Origin of the sequence: Nocardioides oceani, assembly GCF_030412965.1 — a bacterium.
Taxonomy (GTDB): Bacteria; Actinomycetota; Actinomycetes; order Propionibacteriales; family Nocardioidaceae; genus Nocardioides; species Nocardioides oceani.
This window is the reverse complement of record NZ_JAUHJQ010000134.1, coordinates 1-281: the sequence shown is the minus strand read 5'-3', so window position 1 is coordinate 281 and position 281 is coordinate 1. Positions and strand designations below refer to the sequence as shown.

The following is a 281-nucleotide window of genomic DNA, read 5'->3' as shown; positions in this document are numbered from 1 at the left end:
CTTCTTGACCATGTTGCACATTTTGTCCCGGGTAAGATCCATACCATGGAAGTTAGTCAGACAGTTTTTGCCCTGAACGTCCTCAGTGATTAGCTTGAATTTTCTAAACGCAACTTCATCATTCTGTAGATCAGCAAGGCTCACTTCAAACACACGACCCTTGAGGCCATCAGAGGCAATTTTGGTTCCTTGAGTCCTCGTGACTAGTGTCTGTTATTCTGCAATTATCTTTGAGACTCCTCTCCGAGTGGATGTTCAAGTGTTGAAAGTGCGAGCAAGAC

The 281-nt window shown here is 44.5% G+C and carries 1 pseudogene; it reads right to left on the bottom strand.

Annotated features, from left to right (window positions below):
• Positions 1 to 192: pseudogene (locus tag QWY28_RS24595) on the bottom strand (hypothetical protein); the annotation flags it as partial.
• Positions 193 to 281: the final 89 nt, after the last annotated feature.